Consider the following 16,819-nt stretch of genomic DNA (forward strand, 5'->3'; position numbering starts at 1 on the left):
CTTATTGTATTATTATACACTATTTAGCTCTTGTTTTGAGATGAATGAGTTGTAATTGAGACTTAGGTACTTGATCATTAAATAAAATAATTATTTTTTTTGTTTTTCCACGGGATAATTCAATCAGTTGAAATAGTGCATTATGAATCAACACTGAAACTTCATCATAGTGTTCTATTGCACCATTTTTTTTTACTAAAACCCATTCTGTTTGATTCCATCTAATTTCTTGAATCGATGAACATGGACTCTGATTAGTGTAATCCATTCTAAATTGCAGGAGTATCAAACAGCATAGTACGATCTTAATGAGCAAATAAATAGAACTAAGATATAGCAATAAAATTGTAAATAAATAAAGCACTAAAACAAAACGAAAATAAACCTTTGATTTTCCAGGTTTAATTGTTATTTCGGATGATAGCAACAATTGTACTTAACTCTTCATCTTGTGGCTCGTCGTGCCCCATTAGCCAGGAAAATAATTCAGGATCAGTATAACTTAATAGTAGATTAAAACTTTTGAGCTCTTGTTCCGTCAGCTTATCTATACCACCATGCTCCATGAAACGTTGTAAAATAAGATCAAGCTCTAACATTCCGCGTCTGCAATGCCAGGACAACCTAGCTTTTTCTTTTGCATCTAACATTAATACTCTCTCTTTATTTAATTTAATTTTCAATGTCAAATCGGATTATGATGCTTCCGGATCGCACATAAATACAACATCTTCTATGAGCTCGGCTTTCGCCGGTAATTCGAAAATGGGCTAAGTCGACCGATGAGATAACTTTTATATTTAAGATTCTTAATAATGAAAGAACCTTTTAAAGAAAACATTACAAAATAGTAGTAAAATTTAGATGCCCAAATGATACACTACTCATCTCCAAACGAAAACCATATATTTATTATGAAAGAAATGTTTGAGCATACGATTAATTCACGGGTTCTAACTACGTTTAGTTCTGTTGAGCATGAATTAAAATTTAACAAACAAAAGAACTACTTATTTGATTTATCTTATTTGAGTGTCCTTGAAGTTACTGGTGATAAGTCTTTAGATTTTCTCCAAGGGCAATTAACTTGCGATGTCCGTTTAGTATCAGATATACAAATGCTCCAAGGAGTACAATGTAATCTTAAAGGTCGCATTTTAGCATTATTAGATATTATTTTATGGGGAAATTATAAACTTATTTTGCCTATGGATTTGGTGGAGTCAACCCAGACCTCTTTAAATAAAACAGCCCAATTATCAAGAGTATCCATCCAAAGAAACAACAAGCTAAAGATTTTTGGACTGTATCTACAAAATCATAACGATTTGATCCCCGATAAAACATTTTTGCCTAATAATTTATATGCTCAAGCGCAAAGAGCAAACTACTGTTATTATCATTTAGGCAATGGTTTTTATATTTTTATAATTAAAACAGAAATTGAAGAGGAATTCTGTAAGCCATTTAAGGAACAAGATCAATTATTAGGTTCCTTAACTTGGCATACATTAAGATTATATGCACAACAATTTGAGATCTACCCTGAATCTCGAGGTCTATTTTTACCGCACCGCTTAGGCTTACATCAAACACAATATATTAGTTTTGATAAAGGCTGTTATAAAGGCCAGGAAATCATCGCCAGAACTCATTATAAGGCAACCATTAAGCATGAACTTAATATCTATGTAATTCAATCAGAACAGGCTATTTATTCGGGTCAAAAACTGCTAAAAGTTGACGAAGATGTAGAGTTAGGTGAATTGATAGATTATTCCTTACTTGGGGATAAGAATTATTTGATTACTGCCAGCACTCTTAAACAAGCACCTCAAATGGTGCGTTTTGAGGGACAAAGCCAGCCCATATCTTTAGAAAAGCTTTAGGTTGGGCTTTTGGGGCTTTAAAGCCCTCAGGTTAAGAAGCAAAGGAAGGTAGCTTACCCCTCCTATCTTTCGGGAGAAGGCAGAAAGTATTAGATAGGTCTTCGCTTCTTAGCCTAACACGACACAGAGCCATTGCTCAGTATCCTCATAAATTTAATCACCCTTACTAGGTAACATACGCTTTAAGATATTATCTTTATCAATAAAATGATGCTTTAAAGCACCTAATACATGCAATGTTATAAATACAATTAAGATCCAGGCAATTGCTTCATGATATTCAGCCATCATTCCGGATAACGATTGATTCTCACCAACCCAAGGTAATGGGGCTTTAAATAGATCGAAATATACTGGCATCCTGCCTCCAGCGATAGACATAATCCATCCACTTAAAGGCATAATGAAAAGAAGAAGATAAAATCCATATTGCACAAAGCGAGATAATATTTTTTCCCATAACTTCATGCTGTCAGGTAAATCAGGTTTTGTTGTAACGCGCATCCAAATAAAACGGAGTATCATTAGAAAAAAAATGGTGATACCTGTAGATTTATGCAGCATATAAGCAGTTCCCTTAGATTCATCAGGGATGCTGTCAAGGAAAAATCCTACTATTAACATAGTGAGTACAGCTAAAGCGATAATCCAATGAAATAACTTGCTTAATGATGTATAGGTTGTTACCGATTTCTTGGACATGCTCACACTCCATAATGAAAATAACACTGTACGGTCCAGGGATCTTAGTATGCTCTGATTCTGGAGCTTACTTATAAGTTTTTTAATTTTTAAGGACTGACCATGCCATTTTAGTTATAAAATGGCATGGCTTTTTGACAAAGCTTAATCAACTGCCTCTAGCTTTGAATGGGACTGCAATGTAGTTTGTGTCAAATCCAGAAGCTCCCTAATTGCCACAAAAAACATTGTATAGGTTAAGACAGTGCTGGCTTTTAAATCAGTTAATATGTATCTCCAACGTTCAATTAACGCTATATGATATGTCCCCCAAGATTCTAAACGTGTTATGAGATCTTTATTTTTACCGTTATCACTTAAAATACCCGCGGTCAATTGACGTTGCTGCCAATCTAGATCATCACGTAATGCTTCTCTAGATAAGGATTCCCAATGATTTTCAGTAGGATGAATAATGATCTGTGTTCTGATCCATGGCAGATCCAGGAACTCACCAATACCATAATAAACTTCAGCTACCTTGGCAACTTTTAGTCCATATGTATGAGCGATTTCAATGATATCAGGTGCTGCAAATAAAGCACGCGTCACCGTTAATTCGTGCGCTAAAGTAGGTGTTACTCCGGCCGCAACACGCTCTTGATAATGTTCATCAAAGTGAACACGAACCTCTTCACCAAAAACAGTCGGCATGCATTTTTTAAGTTCCACAACCCCTTGGGAATAAAGCTGTATCGTACGACCTATATCCAAGGATCTTCGTTGCGAACGTAAAAACCAGCGTGTTACCCTTCTTGAAAGTCGAACATAAAGCATCATCATATCAACTTGCAATTGTGCATTGATTTTTGTTCCTAATTCTTCTATCTGCCTCCAGATTGATTCTAAATCAAGAACTGTTCGTGCGATCATGTACGCTTTAACAATAGCAGAAACAGGTGCTCCAGTTTCATCCTGCAACCTATAGACAAAGGTAAAGCCCATCTCATTGACAATAATATTACTTAACCGTGTCGCAATGATTTCGCGTCTTAAAGGATGATCCTGCATCTGTTTACTGAAACGCTCTTGCAATGGTTTTGGGAAAGCACTAGTCAGTATCTGATTCATATAGTTTTCTTCAGGTACGTCTGATGCAAGTATTTGCTCTTTCAAAATAGTCTTGCTGTAACACATCAATACAGCAATTGCCGGACGACCTAAGCCGTATCCTTTTAATTTACGTTCCAATAAAGCTTTATCATCAGGTAAAAACTCAAGATTTCTATCTAACTTACCTGAACGCTCCAGTTCATTAATATAACGACTTTGCAACTCGAGCGAACGTAATGCTTGTGAATCAGATAGACTGATAGCTCTTGTTTGTAAAAAGTTATCTCTGAGCACCAATTTTGCTACTTCATCAGTCATTTCACTCAAAAGCTCATTTCGTTGTTTTGGAGTCAAATCGCCAGCAGTAACTATAGTATCCAATAAAATCTTGATATTAACTTCTTTGTCAGAACAGTTAACACCGCCAGAATTATCAATGAAGTCGGTATAGACCATGCCACCTTGCAATGTGTATTCAACACGTGCCAATTGAGTTAAACCTAAATTACCGCCCTCTCCAACCACCTTACACCGTAGCAGCTTCGCATTAACACGAGTTGAGTCATTGGTTCTATCACCAACATTTGCATTACTTTCTGTGCTGGATTTTACATAAGTACCAATTCCACCACTCCACAATAAATCTACTTTTGCTTTTAAGATGGTTTTGATTAACTCATTAGGCTCAATATTATCCTGTTTCAAGCCAAAAACTTTTTTCATCTCAGCGCTAACAGGAATGGATTTTGCGCTGCGATTAAACACACCGCCACCTTTAGAGATCAGTTTTTTATCATAATCAGTCCAAGAGGATCTGGGTAAATTAAAAAGCCTTTCTCTCTCTTTAAAGCTTTTCTCCGCATCTGGATTTGGATCGACAAAGATATGAACGTGGTTAAAAGCACCAATTAGCTTGATGTGCTTGGATAACAGCATACCATTACCAAATACATCCCCTGACATATCACCTATGCCTACTACAGTAAAATCATCATTTTGTATGTCTATATTTAGTTCATAGAAATGACGTTTTACGGACTCCCATGCTCCTTTAGCAGTAATGCCCATTTTCTTATGGTCATATCCTACTGAACCACCAGAAGCAAATGCATCACCCAGCCAGAATCCATATTCTAATGAGATTGAATTGGCAATATCTGAAAACGTAGCTGTTCCTTTATCTGCAGCAACAACGAGGTATGGATCATCTTCATCATAGGGTATAACATTCTCTGGTTTGACTATCCTTCCCTCTTTGTAATTGTCTGTAATATCCAATAATGCGCGAATAAATAATTTGTAGCAGGCAATTCCTTCCGCCAATATTTCTTCGCGAGTACCATTTACAGGCAAATGTTTAGGAACAAAACCACCTTTAGCACCACTGGGCACAATAACAGAATTCTTCACTTGCTGCGCTTTCATTAAGCCAAGAATTTCAGTACGAAAATCTTCTCGTCTATCTGACCAGCGTAATCCTCCTCGCGCCACTTTACCACAACGTAAATGAACACCTTCAAAACGTGGTGAATAAACAAAAATTTCAAACATCGGGTGAGGTTTAGGAACACCAGGAATATTTTTACTGCTTAATTTGATAGATATATAGTCTTTAGGATTTCCTTCTTTATCTACTTGATAAAAGTTAGTACGCAATGTAGCGCTAATAGCATGTACATATTGTCTAATTATTTTATCTTCATCAAGATTTGAAACATTATCAAGATCGGCTAGTATTTCAACAGAAAGTACATCAAAAGCCTGTTCTCGGTTATGACCTACATATTGAGGATTGCAGCGTATTTCAAATAATTTTACTAATTTTTTAGCGATAGCAACATTATTATTTAAAGCCATTTCCATATATTCTTGGCTAAAAATAGAACCAATTTGTTTAAAATACTTAGCATACGTACGTAATATAGCGACTTGACGCCAATCGAGTCCGGCAGCTAATACTAACTGATTAAAGCCATCATTCTCAGCTTTTCCGAACCAAACCTCAGCAAAAGCATTTTGAAAGAGCTCTTTTATTTCATCCAGTTGAAACTCGAAGTCTTTGGTATATTGCATCGCAAAATCATTAATCCAAGTTACCGAACCGTCTTCAAATTTCAATACATAAGGACGCTCACTGATGGCTCTTAGTCCAAGATTTTCTAATATTGGTAATACATCAGATAAAGGGATGGTTGTTCCATGTTGATATACTTTCAATCTAAAGCTATTAACGGATTCATCTAAAGGCCGGTAAAAATTAATGCCCAATGATTGTTCGGGTGTAAGCATTTCTATATGCTTGATATCGTAAACCGCTGTTCTTGGGGTAAAGTTATCGCAGTAGGATACAGGGAACGCATCACGATAATGTGCAAAAAGTGCATTAGCTTGTTCTTCACCATAAGCATCATATAAATGATGTTGTAGATCATCGGTCCAAGAGCGCCCTATCTCAATCAGTTTTTTCTCAATTTCTTTAATGTCATAATCAGGACAACTTTTCGGATCGACTTTTACAATAAAATGAATACGTGCCAATACAGACTCAGGGAACAACGTTGAGAAAGTAATTTCCTCGGCATTGAAACTGTCTGCCAGAATTTTCTGCATGGCGTATCTTAATTCTGTGTTGTACCGGTCCTTAGGCACATAAACAAGACAAGAAATAAAACGTCTGTAGACATCCATACGAGCAAATAGGCGAATGCGTTTTCTTTCTTGCATGTAGAAAATACCCATGCATATTTCTAATAACTCATCTTCTGAACCTTGAATGAGGTCATCTCTTGGTAAAGTTTCAAGAATATTAAGAAGAACTTTACCAGAATGACTACGGGGATTTAATCCAGAGTTTTCCATTATTAATGCCACTTTATGTCGCAAAAAGGGAATATGTCGTGGATTAGTGTGATAAGCAGCTGAAGTATATAAACCAATAAGCCGTCTTTCACCTATAACTTCGCCTTTGGCATTAAAACGTTTTATACCAATATAATCGGTGTATGCATCTCTATGAACACTCGCTAAAGTATTCGTTTTGGACATGACCAGAATACGTGGAGAAAGAGTTAGCTCTTGCGCTTCAGGAGTCATAGCAGAAATACTACGCGCACTCGATTTACTTAAATCATCACGTAATACTCCAAGTCCAGTGTGAGGAATGGCTTGTAAAATAGTTTCTTTACCTTTTGCAACTAATTCATAATCGCGCATACCTAAAAAAGTAAAATGATGGTCTTCAATCCAATTTAAAAAAGCTTTCGTTTCATCTACTTCATTGGGCTCGATTATCTTTGGCACATTATCAAGCTGAACAATTGCTTCCCTAACTTCAGCCCGCATTTTTTCCCAATCTTCATAAACGACTCTATTATCCTCAAGAACACGTTCAAAATTCCTATGCAATTTATCTAAAATTTTAGGATCAGTTTGCCTGTCTATTTCCATAAATATAGGTGCTTCTTGCATTACCCCATTAGTATCAATAGTTTTACTTCTGGGCAAAACCTCGCATATGTGGTCATTTTTATCTCTTCTTACGTTAATACCACCCATATGAATAATAAGATGCGAAGCCAATCCCATTCTATTGATTACCATACGCATGGAGTCCACAATAAAAGGCATGTCATCACATATCAGTTCAACAACAGTATGAGTCGTTTGCCAACCATGTCGTTCAAAATCAGGATTATAAATTCTTATTTTTGTTTCATGAGGTTTTCTTTCGTTCATCAAAGACCAGAAATTAACTACTGCACCATAAAGATCGTCGACATCCCAGCTCTCCAGATCTTCCAATGCGACTGTGCTATATAATTGCTTAGCAAATTCAGCGCAAAATTCGGATTGATCTCCAGCCATAGAACGTTTAATTTTATCTACGACGCTGTTGACTATAACGTCTTTACCTTCTTCAAATTTATAGGACATTAGTTTACCCCGTCAGTTTTGTTTGTGCTCTGCAGCATTAATTATTATTAATAATTATCCTGGAAAAAACAGCTCAAAGCTACTAGGCCAGATACTGCATTTATCTTAAACACATGCATCATGCTCACTGTACTTTGAATTATTTTTTCCAGGATTATTGAATGTATACTAAAGTTTCTGGCGTTACCCAGTCCCCCAAGTCAATAACTTCTTTATTATTCATGCGAATACAACCATGAGAGCCTGGTTTTCCTAGCTTCATCGTATCGGGGGTGCCATGAATGTAAATATATCGTTCTAGAGTATCCACATCACCGCCTTTGTTTCTTCCAGGTTCTAAACCATCCAGTTGAACTATTCGTGTCAATATCCAATCTCTATCAGGATATTGAGCCGCCAGCTCCTCGGTATATATTTCACGAGTCCATTCTCTACTAACCAATACACTATTCATAGGCAACTGTAGACCAATTATAGCGTGAACTTTATGCCAGCCCCTGGGAGTACACCCACTATTCTTTTTTTCGCCTACGCCATTTTTTGCCGTGGAAACGAGATAAGTCGATACTATATTATCGCTCTCGAAACAAGTCATTTCCTGTGTGGTTGTAGAAATAAAAATTATTTTATTACATTGTTTCATAAGTTAATAAAATTGTGAGGGTAGTAAAACCCCTTATTTTCAGGAATTATACCATCACGCAATAATTTAGCACCTTGTTTAATGGATTTTTTCCAGGATAAATAAAACAGAACACAGTATTTTGACTAAAGTTACGAACTCTCCTTGCACTTTACTTTTGATTGTTGATACTATTTTTAATATTCTATGCCGCATCATGCGGTATAAATCAATGAGTTAATAGTTAATGTAATTAACGTGAGTTAAGATTAAGTAACGTTAGGATAATTAATGAGCCAAATTAAGCAACACTTTCATCCACTTCATTACCTTGCTGCTTGGGGTGTTCATCTGTTTACTGCTAGCGCAGCATGTATTGGTGTTTTTACTTTATACAAAATATACCAACACGAATATACTTTTGCTCTATGGCTTATGGCTATCACTGTATTTATTGATGCTGTTGATGGCAGCCTTGCTCGTTTAGTGCATATAAAAAATATTTTGCCAAAAATTGATGGCGCTTTATTAGACAACATTGTTGATTTTGTAAACTATGTAATTACACCTTGTTTTTTCTTATTAGTAAAACCCGATATGCTACCTTCTGAATACTCGGTATTTATTATTACTGCAATCACGATTACTTCGTCTTATCAATTTTGTCAGTCTGATGCAAAAACTCCCGATCATTTTTTCAAAGGCTTTCCTTGCTATTGGAATATTGCTGTATTTTATATGTACATACTCCATACATCGATGAATTTTAATGCTCTTCTGTTAACCTTATTTTGTATTTTAATTTTTGTTCCAGTAAAGTACGTTTATCCTTCTAGATTAGACTACCTCACCGACTCCAAATTATTAAAAATACTCATGCATTGCTGTTCTTTGATTTATGGTGTTAGTTCTGCTTGTTTATTAATTTTTTATCCCGAAACCGATAAATTATGGCTTAGTTTGTCGTTAGGTTATATTGGAATGTATTTATTTTTAAGTTTTTATAGAACATATTCTCCTTTAATTAAAGCCAAAATTACTGCAAATAGAGAATAAGACGCCCTATTTTTTCATTCTAGGATAGACTTTAGATATTTTATGATTAAAATAGTGCCCGAATTTCGTTTCTTGAGGTTATTATGTCTTTATTTAATCAGATTAATAAATCAGTACTCTTATCTGTTGTATTAATCAATGCGGTTAATGCAGCTCCCTCGTCATTTCCTCGAGGTTGTGAGGTGACTGGTTTTGGTTATAACCAGAATTACCTGGTTTTGAATGAAACAGGTCAACAGTCTTACTATCTAATTCAAAACAGATCTGATAGTAAAGTTGAGCTTGAGCGTCATGAGATAGGTGACACATTTATGAGTCCACCACTCCAAGCCTCTCTTTCACCACTAAATTGGGCTGCGTTTGCTTCAGATGTAAAAAATTTACATTTCAAATGTTATAAGCATATTGATGAAAATACGTCCCTTGTCGATTGCCGTGATGTACTTGAGATATGCCAATATCCTCGAGTGAAATTTGCTTTGAGTAATATGGGTAATTATTGGATTTCCACTGATAAATCGCAGTACGACATAATACAAGATTCAGTAGCCAAAGGTATTTATTTAAAATGGTGATCAGTGTCTAATATTATTGATTCAATTAATAAATATATAGCATTAGGAATTATAGGTGCCCTGATTATTTTATACGGGTATGGACAGGATTATCCACAAACGTACTATATTTTTGGTTCTTTTGCATTACTTATAACTGCTATTCATTATAGGTTACTGTATTTCATTGCATTAGAGATTATCCTTGTAGCCGGGCACTCAGCCATACTCCTGGGTGTAGGCCGCTATACGCAAATGGCTTTGCCTGTTTTTCTTTGTCTTCAGTTGCTTATTTTTTATCTGATGATTGGTAAAGAAAACAGTATCTTTCTGTTAACCGGTATTATCGGAATTGCTCTTCATTCTATTGGATTTACTTATGAGAACCAATGGATTTTCTTTTCCGGTAGTTCATTGATTGCAATATATGCTTATCATAATGCCTATGAAGGAAGTTACCCTTCTTATATTTGGGCTATTTTAAATACTATATTTGCTGTGTTGGCTTTATATAAAATATTTTTTTAAACCTTATTGGAGTAAATATGAGCAAAACGGCATCAAACATGCTTCCTTTAGGTACAACAGCACCTCATTTTGAATTAACCGATGTGGTTACGAGTAGTCGAGTGAAGTTAAAAGACTCAGCTGATTATGTTGCTACTGTTTTGATGTTCATCTGCAACCATTGTCCATACGTTAAACATGTAAACAGTGAAATCACTAAATTAGCGAATGATTACATGCCTAAAAAAATTCGTTTTTTAGCAATTAGTTCTAATGATGTAAAAAACTATCCTGATGACTCACCAGAAAACATGCGTATTGTGGCAAAACAAGAGCATTACCCATTTCCTTACTTATATGATGAAACTCAAGAAGTTGCTAAAGCGTATAATGCTGCTTGTACTCCTGATTTCTATATATTCAGTAAGGAGCTCGCTTTAGTATATCGTGGCCAATTAGATGACTCTAGGCCTGGGAATAATATACCTGTTTCCGGACGCTTCATTCGCGATGCGCTAGATTGTATTTTAAATAATAGACCAGTAGATCCAGAACAGAAACCAAGTCTTGGTTGTAATATAAAATGGAAGGAATGAATCTTTGCTAGAGAGCTCCTCAAGCTTCCGAACCGGCCCTCTTAATCACAATTGTTCATCCTGGTTGCTTGCACCAGGATGAAACTTTGAGTCCCCTTCCCTGCTACAAGCATCCGGCTCACGTGTTTGAGTTATCATCCAGAAAAGGCTTTCTCGATTACGGCACAATACACGTTGCTGGAGATCCGTTGAATGGACAATGATGCAGTAATGAGCCAAGGAGCTACAAATGCTTAAGATGACACCATTATCTGTTCTCGTAATGACATCAATGCTGGGCGTCGTCGGTCATATGAACGATTACTATAAATAACATTAAATAATAATAAAAAAGGCCTCATTAAGAGGCCTTTTTTAGATAAGATTGAACTATCTGGGGGCCACTGCTGACTCAATTAAAAAACCAGGATGAGCGGCTAATTCAGCCTCTATTTCTTTTTCTATATTAGCAAGAGTAGCCTGAATATCAGCCAACTCTTTAGCTGATTGCGTTGTAGGTGTACTAAAGAATGTGCCGGTATAGCCGTCTTTTGTACCGAAAGTTACTGCTAGAGCAGGAACTACAATCAACGCCGCAATAACACCTAACAAGCCTCTGATGATAAGAGGAATTGTATGCCATAAACCACGGTGATTTTCAAACTCAGCCATAGCTTCCTTAATACTGGCAGTATTGGCTTCTACAAACACCCTGAAACCTTCTGGCGTTGGTCTACTAAAAAATACTGAAGCATCTTCTAATTTATCATGCAATTCTAAAGCAACTTTAGTAACTGTACTATAGCTTGCATCATCTTCTTCTTTATCGTACAACTTAGTAATGACCATGCCAAGTTCGTGTAACAAGCTGATGTACTCTGCTTTTTGCACTGCCAAGCTATTCGCCAAGTTTTGAATACGCTGGCGTTGCTGTTCTTCTTTCTGCTTTTGACGTTGCTCTTCTTCTTTTTGTTTCTGTAGGCGTTGCTCGTCCTCGCTAACCAATGGAGGTGTAATAGCAAGTGACTCTCCGTTTTCTAATTGTTGTACATCACCACCAGCTAGCAAGCTTAATGCCTCTGGATTATTAGTTAAAGACTGATCAACTACAGTAATAGCAGTTCCTCCTCCTATGAAACGATTAGGGTTGAGATGACTATTATAATAGTCAGCGATTGGGCCAGTCTTTAATTGTGGGATCTGATTCAGAGTCATCAGAATAGCCCCCAAACCGTCTACAAGAGTTAACATTAGCTCAGAGGTTACCGCTACATTAGTTTGATTTTTAAATTGTTCGTTTATAAGCTCCAAGCGCTTTTGAATTACTAGAACATTAGTTCCAAATAATTGAGCCATAGCATTATTATTTCCTGAAGCTAACAGCACCAAATCAATAATCCCCCCCAAAGTATTAACTTGAGGCAGAACTCCTCCATTGATCTCGGTCAAGGCACCATTAAATACTTGAACTAAAGCATTGGCGGCAGAGCCTTGTGTTAAAGCACCAGTCGTATTAGCTCGCTCTAAAGCAGCGCGCATATTTCCTACAACATTAGGTAAGTTTTGCTGTGCTAACATAGATAAAAGAGCCGCCTGCTGCGGATTAGAAAATACTATATGTATATTCCCTGAATCAACTCCTCCAAGGCTATTTACTACTTGAAGCAAGCTTGCAGGATTATTTAGAGCATCCGATACACCTAGATGTGTTACAAGAACACTTTTCCCATCCTGTGATAGAAGAGCAAATGATATATGAGACACTTCCTTATTAGCTAGGCGCTGCATATCTACAACTGTCCTACGCATAAACTGCAGTGCTTCTACTGCTTTTTTCGCTTCAGGAGTAGAAGCTCCTTGTGCAGTCAATGCTTTAATTGCAGCATCAATAACTGCAAGTTGCTTTTCCGCTGATAAAGAATTGACTTGAGTTAATCCCCCACTCCCTACAGTAGCAATTGTTCCATCAACTACACCATCAGTAATTTGCTTAAAACCTTCTTGCAGACTGACATCACCTAAAGCAAGTTTTACGCCTTTATCATGTTCAAGAGCATTGATGATGTCTAGATTAGAAGCAAGATAGTTCAGTCCATCTTGAATATTTTTAGGCGCAATACTCAACAAAGCCCCTACTAAGCCGGCGGACTGAGTTATTTCCTCCATTTTGCGTCTATTTTTTTCGAGCATTTTCTGAAGCGCTATCTCTTTTTTCCATTTAAGCTCATCAGCTTTCTTATCATCTATTTTAACTTCCTGATCTAAGGTCGTTACTTTGCTTAGAAAATCAGTAAACTCCTCACTACCTTTAGCGAAATTTCGTTTGAGCCCTTTATAAATTTCAGTTTTCTTTTTGCGAAACTCACTTAGTAGCTGCTTTCGCGTTCTATCGCTTGCAGTATGATGATCCTCAGCTAAAACTCTAAGTTCTTTAAATGCCGTTCCAAACTCAACTTTTTTATCAGGACCTTTTAAGCTTGTAACGGTATAAAGTCTTTTACCCTCATTATCATTATCCCCCACAGGGATGTCAGATGCTGAGTGCTGGAGTTGACTTTTTACTTGATTATACTGTGTTAGCAGCTCTTCCATGTTTTCTACAGGAGCCTTTACATATTCCGTGGCAATATTAGCTAGCTGCAGAACTAATGCGTCACATTGAGCTTTTACGTTCGCTTCTCTTTCACGCTGTTCTTTAAGGCCTTTCGCATTTTTTTCGTCAAGTGCTATCTGCTCCTTGACAAGTCTAGGCAGCTGTATTCTTATCCCTTCAATAGTATTCTCATACTTTGCTCGTATTGCGACGAGTTTTTGGACTTGAGTAGAATCTAATTCGCTTTTATGATCTTCTAGTGCCTTTGAGAGTTTGCGATAACGAGCAATCATGTCTTGCACAGTAGCTGCATCTTTATGAGTAGGTTGAATATGCCTAGAAATATCTCTACCAAGGTTATCAAAATCCGTTAATGATTTATCATAAACGTTTTCTTCACGTCTAGTGGTACCTTTGTTCTTAGGCTTATTATTAGCTGATTTATCGTTTTTGCGTCTCATAGTGTCCACCCATATGATTATTTGTGCTCATATTATACATATCATTTATTAAAAAGTCTCATCCTTTGTTTGCATGAGGACTGCTTTTATATTTTGAATGGGGCGATGACGGTAAGCGATTCGTTTACTATTGATTTATTTGATTTTATTTATTTTGAATAAACGTATGAATCAAGGTTAGAGCAAGAAATAAGTTCTCTATAAATAAAAAAACCCGCAAAAGACTATTTTTGCGGGCACTTCAAAATTACTTAGCTGCCACAATTTCAATTTGCAGATTAGCTATTACATCACTGTGAACATGTATTTCAACTACGTAGTTACCAATTGAATGTAATGGGCCCTCTGGCATAACGATTTCTCGTTTGCTGATTTCAATTTCTTTAGCAATTAAGGCTTCTTTAATTTCATTAATGCCAACAGAACCGTATAGTTTACCTTCGTCACTAGCCATAGCACTAATAACGACTGTAGTGTCATTCAGCTTTGATGCACGTTGTTCTGCTAAGGCCAGACCCTGTTGTGCTTTTTTCTCAAGTTCTGAACGTCGTTGTTCAAATAATTTTACATTCTCAGGTGTAGCAAAAACCGCTTTATTTTGTGGTATTAAAAAATTACGACCATAACCAGATTTAACATTTACTTTATCACCTAAGTTACCTAAATTACGTACTTTTTCTAATAAGATTACTTCCATCTTAATAACCCCTTAAGTTGATTCTCTCACCCTTTCTGGGAGATATAATCTAAAATTAAACAAACTATCTAATGAGCCAAATACAATGTAGGCTAGTAATACAAAAGATGGTTTAAACAATACTAACAATAATAATAATACAGCCACTCTGATCTGATTTTTTCGAGCCAAAATATAATAAGCCAAACTAAATCCTGAAATTAGGAAGTAACACAAAACTAATGGTAATAAATTAATAGCTAATGCAATTTCATAATAAGATGCAATAGAAATCGCCATTAAAACTAAAAAAGATAATCTACCACTACGAAATGCTAAAACCTCATCCCTAAAACCACCAGGTATGAATAGTTTAGATTGTATTGAACGGGCAAATAATAACGAAATCACCGCCGAAACAATTACACTTAATATTTGGATCCCTAAAAATAATTGAGCCATAATAAAAGAACTTAGTCCATCGGAATTATTATCCAAGAGACGTTGGTACTCTTTATATTCAGTCAATAGATTCTTGAATTGATTAAACTGCTCCATAATAAAATCTGGAGCCAATAGTTGTATCATGGTAAACCCAATGAAAGCCTGGATGAAGAACACCCCAAATACCATTTGCCAACTTGCTGTTTTACGTAAAGATAACGCAGCTAGGTAAGAAGGTAAATAAGCGAAAAGAGTGTTCATTATGGCAATTTCTAATGGCACCATCATGATCAAAGGAACAGCATGCATGATTACTGCAGGCAACATCACCTCAAAGCCAGGCTTAGCGCCCTTTCTTAAGGTAACCAACATCACTAAAGCAACAGATAGCCAAGACGCAAATGGGATCATTGAAAGAATAACAGCACACAAAATGGCATGCTGTTTATTTTCAAGTAATGCTTTACTTTGTTTAATTATAAAATCGCCTGCACGCATCATTTATTATCTATGGCTATCACAATAAGGAAGTAAGCCTACAAATCGAGCTTGCTTAATTGCTTTTGCTAATTCTCGTTGGAAACGTGTTGGAGTACCTGTAATACGGCTAGGTACAATTTTACCTGTTTCAGAGATATAATTTTTTAATAAATTGATATCTTTGTAATCAATCTCATTACCACCTTCTGCATTGAAGCGGCACATTTTTTTTCTACGGAAATAAGCTGACATAAATGCTCCCTTAAGCGGTTCTGGTTTCTTTTTCTTTTTTCAGTAAAACAGACTCTGCTGTAATCGCCTGCTTCTGAACAGTAATTAAATATCTTAAAATTGCATCATTAAATTTGAATGCATTTTTAATTTCTTCCAGAGCTTCTAAGTTGCACTCAACATTCATTAATATATAGTGAGCTTTATGTACGTCATTAATAGGATATGCCAGCTGACGACGCCCTAGATCTTCTCTACGGTGTATCAAGCCTTGATGCTTGGTGATAATCCCCTCATAGCGATCAACCATTGCTGGTACTTGTTCGCTTTGATCGGGGTGAACAAGAAACATAATTTCATAATGTCTCACAATTTCTCCTTGTGGATAAAGCCTTCCAACCGTAAAAGTGGTAAGGCAAGGTTTAAAAAACTGCCAATGGTAACTTATTTGTTATATTCATTCAATCATAATTCGACTTATTATGATATAAATGCTCATTCTAATTAGCACAACGGTTCCGACGTAGGTGGTATTCCGATCTGAAAATAACGTTAACTTATTTAAGAATTCTCTACTTTACCCCTATGAATTGCTTCAGTTAATCGGAAGGCCTATATGTAAAATAACCACGGAAATTTTTCATATTAATTAATATTTAATATATAAATTACTTTTTAAAAATTTAATTCATTATACTAGTGGCAAAAGTCGCTAAATTAGGTTACCGTCAACATTAGATATATTGCATGATTTTGATATAACTTATTATAAAATAATGAGGTTTTTAATGGATATAATTTCTCTTCGCTTTGAAGAACCCTTAATAATTCATGTTGCAGATACTGTAGTGAAAATACTAGCATTTAAAACCCAAGAGCATGGGAATATTAAATTTGGAGTCGACGCGCCGAGATCTATTAATGTGCATAGAGAAGAAATCTTTCATGCTATAAAGAAAAAAGAGCTTTTAACCACAGAAGAATAACTCTTTACCTAAATGCGA

16 protein-coding genes are annotated in these 16,819 nt (G+C 36.0%); 6 read left to right on the forward strand and 10 right to left on the reverse strand.

All coding sequences use genetic code 11. The annotated features are described in order from the left end of the window. Positions 1–19: 19 nt before the first annotated feature. The gene (locus tag LFA_RS19425; RefSeq protein ID WP_052673888.1) at positions 20–268 is read right to left on the reverse strand and encodes a hypothetical protein; all 249 of its coding nucleotides are present in this window, start codon (positions 266–268) and stop codon (positions 20–22) included. A 133-nt stretch (positions 269–401) separates the two neighbouring features. Continuing rightward, a complete protein-coding gene (locus tag LFA_RS07320; RefSeq protein WP_045095610.1) occupies positions 402–650 on the reverse strand; it encodes an FAD assembly factor SdhE in 249 nt (82 codons plus the stop codon). Between the two features lie 264 nt (positions 651–914). On the opposite strand from LFA_RS07320, the gene ygfZ reads away from it, so the two are divergent. Further along, positions 915–1,889 carry a CAF17-like 4Fe-4S cluster assembly/insertion protein YgfZ gene (gene ygfZ, locus LFA_RS07325; RefSeq protein WP_045095611.1) on the forward strand — a complete coding sequence of 325 codons (975 nt, stop codon included), beginning with the start codon at positions 915–917 and terminating at the stop codon, positions 1,887–1,889. A gap of 153 nt (positions 1,890–2,042) precedes the next feature. Here the strand turns inward: ygfZ and LFA_RS07330 are convergent, their stop codons facing one another. The 3 genes from LFA_RS07330 to LFA_RS07340 all read right to left on the reverse strand — a co-directional run bounded on the left by LFA_RS07330 (position 2,043) and on the right by LFA_RS07340 (position 8,259). Beyond that, a complete protein-coding gene (locus tag LFA_RS07330) occupies positions 2,043–2,591 on the reverse strand; it encodes a cytochrome b (protein WP_045095612.1) in 549 nt (182 codons plus the stop codon). 144 nt (positions 2,592–2,735) lie between these two features. After that, on the reverse strand, positions 2,736–7,616 hold the full coding sequence (locus tag LFA_RS07335; RefSeq protein WP_045095613.1) for an NAD-glutamate dehydrogenase: 4,881 nt from the start codon (positions 7,614–7,616) through the stop codon (positions 2,736–2,738). Positions 7,617–7,770: 154 nt separating this feature from the next. Further along, positions 7,771–8,259, reverse strand: a complete 489-nt coding sequence (locus LFA_RS07340; RefSeq protein WP_045095614.1) for a L,D-transpeptidase — start codon at positions 8,257–8,259, stop codon at positions 7,771–7,773. Positions 8,260–8,529: 270 nt separating this feature from the next. Between LFA_RS07340 and pcsA the strand changes: the two genes are divergently transcribed. The 4 genes from pcsA (at position 8,530) to LFA_RS07360 (ending at position 10,951) form a co-directional block, all read left to right on the forward strand. Then, a complete protein-coding gene (pcsA, locus tag LFA_RS07345) occupies positions 8,530–9,294 on the forward strand; it encodes a phosphatidylcholine synthase (protein ID WP_045095615.1) in 765 nt (254 codons plus the stop codon). 83 nt (positions 9,295–9,377) lie between these two features. Further along, entirely contained in the window at positions 9,378–9,869 is a 492-nt protein-coding gene (locus LFA_RS07350; RefSeq protein WP_045095616.1) for a hypothetical protein, read from the forward strand. Positions 9,870–9,881: 12 nt separating this feature from the next. Further along, positions 9,882–10,376 (forward strand): hypothetical protein, encoded by a 495-nt coding sequence (locus LFA_RS07355; protein ID WP_407927637.1) that lies wholly within the window; start codon positions 9,882–9,884, stop codon positions 10,374–10,376. 17 nt (positions 10,377–10,393) lie between these two features. Then, the gene (locus LFA_RS07360) at positions 10,394–10,951 is read left to right on the forward strand and encodes a thioredoxin family protein (RefSeq protein ID WP_045095617.1); all 558 of its coding nucleotides are present in this window, start codon (positions 10,394–10,396) and stop codon (positions 10,949–10,951) included. Positions 10,952–11,320: 369 nt separating this feature from the next. Here LFA_RS07360 and LFA_RS07365 read toward each other — a convergent pair whose 3' ends face one another. The 5 genes from LFA_RS07365 to rpsF all read right to left on the reverse strand — a co-directional run bounded on the left by LFA_RS07365 (position 11,321) and on the right by rpsF (position 16,185). Continuing rightward, positions 11,321–13,984, reverse strand: coding sequence for a hypothetical protein (locus LFA_RS07365; RefSeq protein ID WP_045095618.1), 2,664 nt, complete (start codon positions 13,982–13,984; stop codon positions 11,321–11,323). 247 nt (positions 13,985–14,231) lie between these two features. Continuing rightward, positions 14,232–14,681 carry a 50S ribosomal protein L9 gene (gene rplI / locus LFA_RS07370; RefSeq protein WP_045095619.1) on the reverse strand — a complete coding sequence of 150 codons (450 nt, stop codon included), beginning with the start codon at positions 14,679–14,681 and terminating at the stop codon, positions 14,232–14,234. Positions 14,682–14,693: 12 nt separating this feature from the next. Continuing rightward, positions 14,694–15,605, reverse strand: a complete 912-nt coding sequence (locus LFA_RS07375; protein WP_157010312.1) for a hypothetical protein — start codon at positions 15,603–15,605, stop codon at positions 14,694–14,696. A 3-nt stretch (positions 15,606–15,608) separates the two neighbouring features. Then, positions 15,609–15,836, reverse strand: a complete 228-nt coding sequence (gene rpsR / locus LFA_RS07380) for a 30S ribosomal protein S18 (RefSeq protein WP_045095620.1) — start codon at positions 15,834–15,836, stop codon at positions 15,609–15,611. Between the two features lie 10 nt (positions 15,837–15,846). After that, positions 15,847–16,185, reverse strand: coding sequence for a 30S ribosomal protein S6 (rpsF, locus tag LFA_RS07385; protein ID WP_045095621.1), 339 nt, complete (start codon positions 16,183–16,185; stop codon positions 15,847–15,849). A 418-nt stretch (positions 16,186–16,603) separates the two neighbouring features. Between rpsF and LFA_RS07390 the strand changes: the two genes are divergently transcribed. Further along, positions 16,604–16,801 (forward strand): carbon storage regulator, encoded by a 198-nt coding sequence (locus LFA_RS07390; protein ID WP_045095622.1) that lies wholly within the window; start codon positions 16,604–16,606, stop codon positions 16,799–16,801. Positions 16,802–16,819 lie beyond the last annotated feature (18 nt).

Source organism: Legionella fallonii LLAP-10 (genome assembly GCF_000953135.1).
GTDB classification, from domain to species: Bacteria; Pseudomonadota; Gammaproteobacteria; order Legionellales; family Legionellaceae; genus Legionella; species Legionella fallonii.

Coding starts and splice junctions, on each gene's coding strand:
- LFA_RS07365 (WP_045095618.1), bottom strand. CDS start 13,984: ATGAGACGCAAAAACGATAAATCAGCTAATAATAAGCCTAAGAACAAA.
- LFA_RS07320 (WP_045095610.1), bottom strand. CDS start 650: ATGTTAGATGCAAAAGAAAAAGCTAGGTTGTCCTGGCATTGCAGACGC.
- rpsR (WP_045095620.1), bottom strand. CDS start 15,836: ATGTCAGCTTATTTCCGTAGAAAAAAAATGTGCCGCTTCAATGCAGAA.
- LFA_RS07375 (WP_157010312.1), bottom strand. CDS start 15,605: ATGATGCGTGCAGGCGATTTTATAATTAAACAAAGTAAAGCATTACTT.
- pcsA (WP_045095615.1), top strand. CDS start 8,530: ATGAGCCAAATTAAGCAACACTTTCATCCACTTCATTACCTTGCTGCT.
- LFA_RS07350 (WP_045095616.1), top strand. CDS start 9,378: ATGTCTTTATTTAATCAGATTAATAAATCAGTACTCTTATCTGTTGTA.
- ygfZ (WP_045095611.1), top strand. CDS start 915: ATGAAAGAAATGTTTGAGCATACGATTAATTCACGGGTTCTAACTACG.
- LFA_RS19425 (WP_052673888.1), bottom strand. CDS start 268: ATGGATTACACTAATCAGAGTCCATGTTCATCGATTCAAGAAATTAGA.
- rplI (WP_045095619.1), bottom strand. CDS start 14,681: ATGGAAGTAATCTTATTAGAAAAAGTACGTAATTTAGGTAACTTAGGT.
- LFA_RS07340 (WP_045095614.1), bottom strand. CDS start 8,259: ATGAAACAATGTAATAAAATAATTTTTATTTCTACAACCACACAGGAA.
- LFA_RS07360 (WP_045095617.1), top strand. CDS start 10,394: ATGAGCAAAACGGCATCAAACATGCTTCCTTTAGGTACAACAGCACCT.
- LFA_RS07330 (WP_045095612.1), bottom strand. CDS start 2,591: ATGTCCAAGAAATCGGTAACAACCTATACATCATTAAGCAAGTTATTT.
- LFA_RS07335 (WP_045095613.1), bottom strand. CDS start 7,616: ATGTCCTATAAATTTGAAGAAGGTAAAGACGTTATAGTCAACAGCGTC.
- LFA_RS07390 (WP_045095622.1), top strand. CDS start 16,604: ATGGATATAATTTCTCTTCGCTTTGAAGAACCCTTAATAATTCATGTT.